Below are 6,000 nucleotides of genomic sequence, written 5' to 3' on the forward strand. Positions count from 1 at the left end.
ACATTTCCCACCTACTTTTGCAAAAAAAGGCGAACACCAAGGAAATCCTTGCCATTGGGTAAGTGATCTTCTCAATATTCGCCTTTAATCTTTGATAATTATTATAATAAGTATAACTTTATTATTAAACTAGAGTCAATTAATTGTATTTATTATTTACAGTGTGCTTATAATGATCGCATCATTAACTAGGAGGGAGTTGGCCTAAATTGGTCAGAAATTCTGGCCCGTGTGATTTTCAAATCGGTTCTACTAATCAATTTCAGTGGGCGGCTAGTGGAGTTTTAAATTAAATTATATCGCTATTAAAAATAATGCTTATGCCACTTGTCACTGAATTACACGCGATCAGATTTGGTTAGGTTCCATTCCGGCGCTGGCGTATGGAACGCGTGCGACTTGGACTTGCCGGACTTCGGCTTAGTCCAATCGACAACGGGAAACAAATCCTGTTTAGCGAATATGTTCTAGTAATTAATACTTGCTAAAATTAGTTGTTAAGAATGAGCGACAGTGGCGCGTTGACAAGCTAATTTTCTTTCCGATTAAACCCCTTCGGAAAAGAAAATGGATCTTGTCAATCACGCAAGGTACTAAATGACCACAATTCGGTCATCAAGTACCTTCGACACGGGTGCGACTTGAACTTGGCGGTCCTCGCCTTAGTTCAATCGACAACGGGAAGCGAGTTCTGTTTAGCGAATAGGAACTAGCAACTGATACTTGCTAGAAAGTGTTGTTTAGAACGAGTAACAGTGATACGCCAGCGTCTCCATTCCACCTTGGCAGTGGTTGAGCCTTGATTATTGATTAATTTAATCGTTTAGTTAGGCCTTAGCGTTCTGAAAACTGGCCAATAGTTTTAAATATGGTCGCTACGATGCACTATTCCTATTCCACTAAAGTACTACCAGTAACAAGTATAAGTTTGCTTTTTGCTACCAATGACAGCAATTAACTCTGCAGTAAATAGTTGGCAAAACTCAAGCTTTGCGAATCTTGCTAATCGCGTGACGTAATAAAAATGGGGCAATTAGCGTAGTGGCAATAATGGCACCAATTACTGCCGAATAACGATCGGCCGATAATAATTTCGCCTGAAAACCTATTTGAGCGATAATCAAGGCCATTTCCCCGCGTGAAATCATCCCGGCACCAATCATATAAGAACTATTTAACGAAAAGCCTGAGATGTAAGCTCCAAAACCAGCACCAACTAATTTTGTGAACACGCCGACAACGGTTAAGGCCAATAAAAACCAAATATCCTTACCTAATGATGAAAAAGTCATGTTTAAGCCAATACTAACGAAAAAAACCGGAATGAATATGGCGTACCCAATCGGCTCAATACTCTGATCAACTACCTTTCGATAGGAAGTTTGCCCAACTGCGATTCCAGCAAAGAAAGAACCCACAACAGCGCTTAAACCAACTAGATCGGCCAGGTAAGCCATACTGAGACATAACACCATTGAAGTAATGGTCACCGAGACTGGTACCAACAACTGCTCACCTATTCGTAATAGATAGGGCGCCAGCCAGCGAACAACGATGTAAATTCCAACAAAATATAAAACTTGTTCTAGCAAACTAATCCCAATTGGTGTAGGTGCGGCGTTACTTGTGCTTAATTGTGATCCAACCAAACTGACCATAACACTCAAAATAACAACGGCTAACACATCATCAACCACCGCGGCCCCCAGAATTGTCGTTCCTTCTTTACTATCCAGTGCCTTCATTTCCTTCAAAACTTCCACGGAAATCGAAACGGAAGTGGCTGCAAAAATTATACCTAAAAAAAGGCTCTCCACTTGACTGAGTTTGAACCAAAGACTAGTTAAATAAATTAAACCAACTGGTAAAATGACACCCGCCGTCGCAACAATCACGCTTGGACGTAAATAACGTTTTAATAATTCCAAGTTACTCTCCAGACCAGCGATAAACATTAAAATAATGACACCAATCTCAGAAAAATCATGCACAAAGGCATTCGGCTGAACCCAATTGAGCACCGCTGGACCAACTATGATACCAACTAATAATTGCCCAATTACGGCCGGAATCCCAATCCGGGCACTAAAATGTCCCGCTAATGCCGTGGTCACCAAAATTAAACATAAAGTTCCTAAAAATGCCATTTAATCAATTCCCTTCACAAACAAAAAAAGCCACTACTAACAAGAATCCCGCCAACCCAAAACAGGATAAAATTCTTGAAAGCAATCGCTTCAACCAGTTATTACTATATTTAGTTAAACTATAGCATAGATTTTTCAAAATACATAACTTAAACTATTCAGCTTGCACCAATTAACCATCCTGCGTAAAATCAAATCAGAGAGATTAAAAAGAAAGAAGGTTATCGCTTGGCAAAGAAAACAGAGTTTGAAAAATTACGTAATATGCTCAAAGAAGGTGCCCGTGAGTCGCCATTACTCATCTTTCGGGCAACCAATAAAGCAACCGGTGAAAGTTTTCGCGAAGTTTCTAATCGCCGCCGCTTCAAAGACTTGGAACAAATGCTAGCAACTAAATACCAACTGATTGTTGATAACGATGAGCTCTTCGTTACTGATAATGTTGTTCGTTGGGCCATTGCCGAAAATAAGTTACATGATCAACCAGAGGACCCGCAAAATAAGCAGGCTTTCAAAGAAGCAACAAACGCTGTCTTACGGGACCATAATTTACCAATCAACGTCTAGGTAGCTATTTTAATACATAAAGCAAGTGTTATAACCGACAAATTTTGCCGTTTATAACACTCGTTTTTTTACTATTGATTATCTTCATCTTTTTTATTCTGTTCTTGCGATTCACGCCATTCCTCTTTAGTAAGCATATCCTTCACGGTCATTTTAATTTCCGTTATAGTTACGTCCGTCATATTGCTGATTGCTGCTTGAATTTTGTGAATTGCTTCATCGAAAACTCTTGGCGCGTTTTTTCCATATTCTAACGTTGTTTCAAGGTCAACCGTAGCGGTATGGTTATCATTATCCAAATCAATTTTAACGCCCTTGGTTGGGTCCTCATCACTTCGAAAACGATCCGCAATATCATCAATAACGTTCCCTTGAACCGCTAAAATGCCCGGAACATCATTAATCGTTTTACCGACGATCTTGGCAAGAACGGATTCAGTATAAACTAATTGACTTTCAACATGGTCTACCTTTGGTGAATCTTTGACTACTTGTGCCATTAAAATCATCCTCTCGTCTTTCAAAATTAGCTGACGCGATCTTTAGTCTCTTCTTTGCCCTCTTTAGTGTGATTGGCCCATTCGCGTTTAGACATAATGTCAATCACGTTTAGATTAAGCTCAACTAATTCCAGCCCCGTCATTTGTTTCAACGATGTGTGAATTTGATCGCAGAGTTGGTCAAAAATTTGTTGCGCATCGGCGCCGTACTCCAGAGTTGCCTCCATATCTAAGGCAACTTGCCGTTCGCCAACTTCAGCACCAATCCCTTTCGTTGGGTTAGTATCACTGCGGAAACGATCCGCAATATCACTAAGGAATCCACCGTTCATCGATAGGATTCCTTCAATATCACTGGCCACTGTGCCAGCAATTTTTTTAATAACACTATCGTCAAACGTTAATTTACGATTCTTAACTGACGTTGTTGTATCCATTGCCACAGCTCCTTTCATCTATCTAACGATCTAGTAATTGGTTAAGCCAAACTCTGATTGTTTGCCCACCTTTAACGTACTTACCAATCAGAAAACCGACCAACGCTAGTAACGCAATAATGATTAAATCAATAAAGCCCAACATAATCCAAATTAATCCAACAATAACGCCAATGATTGCGCCGATTGTACCGTTCGTCATAATATCACCTCATCACTAGACAACGCGGACGCCGCGTCCACGTTCAGCCGGTTTCAAATTAACCGTTACCTTTTTCACCGGGACACCTAAACTAGCGCTCAAAGTCTTACTTACCGTTTGCTCAATTTGCTGGCTTTCGTGAACTAAACTTTTAGTGTCACTAGTTACGGCCTCAACTAGGGCAGTGGCGGTCTTCTTACGCTTATTTAGCCGAACAGTTGCACTAACATTTCTTGCATTATGTTTACTAGCAACTGCATACTGAACGGATTTTTCAACGGATTTTTGATTGATATTAAGTTGCCCCCGATCAGTTTGGTAGGTCAGCTGATTAGTTGTTTGTCGGCGAAACAACGCAATTAACAGTAGGCCTAAAAATATTAAGCCACTGATAATACCAAGAATTAGACCAATCCAGCGTACCCAATCATACGTGTTTTGCCACTGAATAATTTCATTGGACAGATAAGGTAATGGATAGATCAGTGCTGTAAACCAAACTGTCTGCAAGATGCCAAGTAGACTGAGTAAAAGGAGCGCGCCCTTTGTTCTACCGCGCATAGTAGCACCTCCCTTAAGATTTCCTCTTTCGTAGACCGAACAAGAACGAAACAATTAAGACAAGCACAATTGCACCAAGAATCGAAGGGAAAATCGCCATATCAGCAATGTGCGGGCCCCAGCTACCTAACAGACTTTCACCTAACCAGGAACCAACTAAACCGGCGATAATGTTTCCAATCCAGCCTAGTGGCATATCACGACTTGTAATAGCACCTGCTATTACACCAATAACAGCACCTATAATAAGAACCCAGATCATATGAAGCATTCTAATCACCCTTTCTTTTAAAAGCCTATTCTTCTCTGCTACAATCTAAGCTTAAGGGATTGCGCCACCACCAAGCAATTAATATGCTGATTGGGCATTAAGTGAGCTTCTTTAAAGATACTGAGTTAATGTCTGATCAGTAACATAAAGTTCTTTAGTTGGTTTATCATTTTGCGAAGTAACCACGTGGTTTAAAACTTCAATTCGTGCACCAAGTGGTAAAAAGCAAACCCGGCCAATTAAATGAATTAAGTACTGCATACTGCTGCAGCTAACCTCGTAAATAACTTCATCCTGTTCTGAACTAAGTTGCTGAACCAATTTATTGCCACAAAAATGAAAATTCTGGTACTGATTTTCAAACATAGATTAGCCTCCTCGTATAATTATGATTATGCTTATCTTAATCTGTCAGGCCATTTAATTATAGAAATATGCTGTCTTTCTTTATCGAATTAAAAAGAAGGCTACGACTAGGTAATTTCTGTCGTAACCTTCTTTTTATTTTTCTGGACCATAGCTGAAGTATAGGCGGCCGCCTTCGCCAATCCTTGAAGTTGTTTAAGAACCAGCATCTTAGGCACATTTTCTTCAGTAAATTACTGTCATTCATCAAACAAAGTTGTATAGCTTTGTTTGAATGTCCCTCCTTGTAAAAAATTCTTGGCGTCATTAAATAATTGATAGCTAATCTTTTGAAAAGTCGTTAATGCTAATAACTGACTTGAGTACAATCGGTTAACCTTAACAATGCCATTTTGCAATAAAATAATTTGTGTTTCAGATAAATTCATTAAAATGAACTCATCTCCAATCGTTAAATCAACCGTAGCTTCCACATCTAGTTCTCCTTTCAAAAAACATGGGCCCCTTCTTAGCATCTACTTTAGAGCAATGTAGTATCCGTAACTAATCTGCAACCTTATCATCATTTGCTTGATTCAAACAGCGTCAAGTAAATGATGATAGAGCAGAGTGGAACAAAGTCGGTTTTAGGTTTACGTTCTAGAGTAATGCCCGGGAATAGTCAGCGGCCAGAACTTTTGTCCCGGCCGCGACAAACAACGTATCTTATAAATAAGATACGTTGAATTAATTAATTTATTTTAAAAAAACAAAAAACGTAAAAAGTATTCTTGGCTCTCTGTCAAATCCTGTTGATAGCCAATTTTACAGCGTTAGAAGTTAGGCAACTTCTAATGCTGTTTTTTTATTTGGTTTGGTGCGCATTTGTTGTAGTTTGATCCGTGAAACTAAATGGTGATAGTTACGAAAACCAAAAGCCGTTCGCTGGATCTGTTTGATCATACGATTG

9 protein-coding genes are annotated in these 6,000 nt (G+C 39.4%); 1 reads left to right on the plus strand and 8 read right to left on the minus strand.

Going from position 1 to position 6,000, the window contains the following annotated elements:
* Nucleotides 1–983: 983 nt before the first annotated feature.
* On the minus strand, nucleotides 984–2,147 hold the full coding sequence (locus EKM61_RS04290; protein WP_068226120.1) for a cation:proton antiporter: 1,164 nt from the start codon (nucleotides 2,145–2,147) through the stop codon (nucleotides 984–986).
* A gap of 228 nt (nucleotides 2,148–2,375) precedes the next feature.
* On the opposite strand from EKM61_RS04290, the gene EKM61_RS04295 reads away from it, so the two are divergent.
* Nucleotides 2,376–2,714, plus strand: coding sequence for a hypothetical protein (locus tag EKM61_RS04295; RefSeq protein ID WP_225359743.1), 339 nt, complete (start codon nucleotides 2,376–2,378; stop codon nucleotides 2,712–2,714).
* Between the two features lie 71 nt (nucleotides 2,715–2,785).
* Here the strand turns inward: EKM61_RS04295 and EKM61_RS04300 are convergent, their stop codons facing one another.
* The 7 genes from EKM61_RS04300 to EKM61_RS04330 form a co-directional block, all read right to left on the minus strand.
* Nucleotides 2,786–3,214 (minus strand): Asp23/Gls24 family envelope stress response protein, encoded by a 429-nt coding sequence (locus tag EKM61_RS04300; RefSeq protein ID WP_068226119.1) that lies wholly within the window; start codon nucleotides 3,212–3,214, stop codon nucleotides 2,786–2,788.
* A gap of 26 nt (nucleotides 3,215–3,240) precedes the next feature.
* The gene (locus tag EKM61_RS04305) at nucleotides 3,241–3,651 is read right to left on the minus strand and encodes an Asp23/Gls24 family envelope stress response protein (RefSeq protein ID WP_068279658.1); all 411 of its coding nucleotides are present in this window, start codon (nucleotides 3,649–3,651) and stop codon (nucleotides 3,241–3,243) included.
* A 22-nt stretch (nucleotides 3,652–3,673) separates the two neighbouring features.
* Entirely contained in the window at nucleotides 3,674–3,853 is a 180-nt protein-coding gene (locus EKM61_RS04310) for a DUF2273 domain-containing protein (protein ID WP_068226117.1), read from the minus strand.
* A gap of 15 nt (nucleotides 3,854–3,868) precedes the next feature.
* Nucleotides 3,869–4,414: an alkaline shock response membrane anchor protein AmaP gene (amaP, locus tag EKM61_RS04315; RefSeq protein ID WP_068226116.1), complete on the minus strand. Its 546-nt coding sequence runs from the start codon at nucleotides 4,412–4,414 to the stop codon at nucleotides 3,869–3,871.
* Between the two features lie 13 nt (nucleotides 4,415–4,427).
* Nucleotides 4,428–4,685 (minus strand): GlsB/YeaQ/YmgE family stress response membrane protein, encoded by a 258-nt coding sequence (locus EKM61_RS04320; protein WP_068226115.1) that lies wholly within the window; start codon nucleotides 4,683–4,685, stop codon nucleotides 4,428–4,430.
* A 111-nt stretch (nucleotides 4,686–4,796) separates the two neighbouring features.
* Nucleotides 4,797–5,051: a hypothetical protein gene (locus tag EKM61_RS04325; RefSeq protein ID WP_068226114.1), complete on the minus strand. Its 255-nt coding sequence runs from the start codon at nucleotides 5,049–5,051 to the stop codon at nucleotides 4,797–4,799.
* A gap of 239 nt (nucleotides 5,052–5,290) precedes the next feature.
* Nucleotides 5,291–5,524, minus strand: a complete 234-nt coding sequence (locus EKM61_RS04330) for a hypothetical protein (protein ID WP_068226113.1) — start codon at nucleotides 5,522–5,524, stop codon at nucleotides 5,291–5,293.
* Nucleotides 5,525–6,000 lie beyond the last annotated feature (476 nt).

The sequence above is a fragment of the Loigolactobacillus backii genome (assembly GCF_003946275.1).
GTDB classification, from domain to species: domain Bacteria; phylum Bacillota; class Bacilli; order Lactobacillales; family Lactobacillaceae; genus Loigolactobacillus; species Loigolactobacillus backii.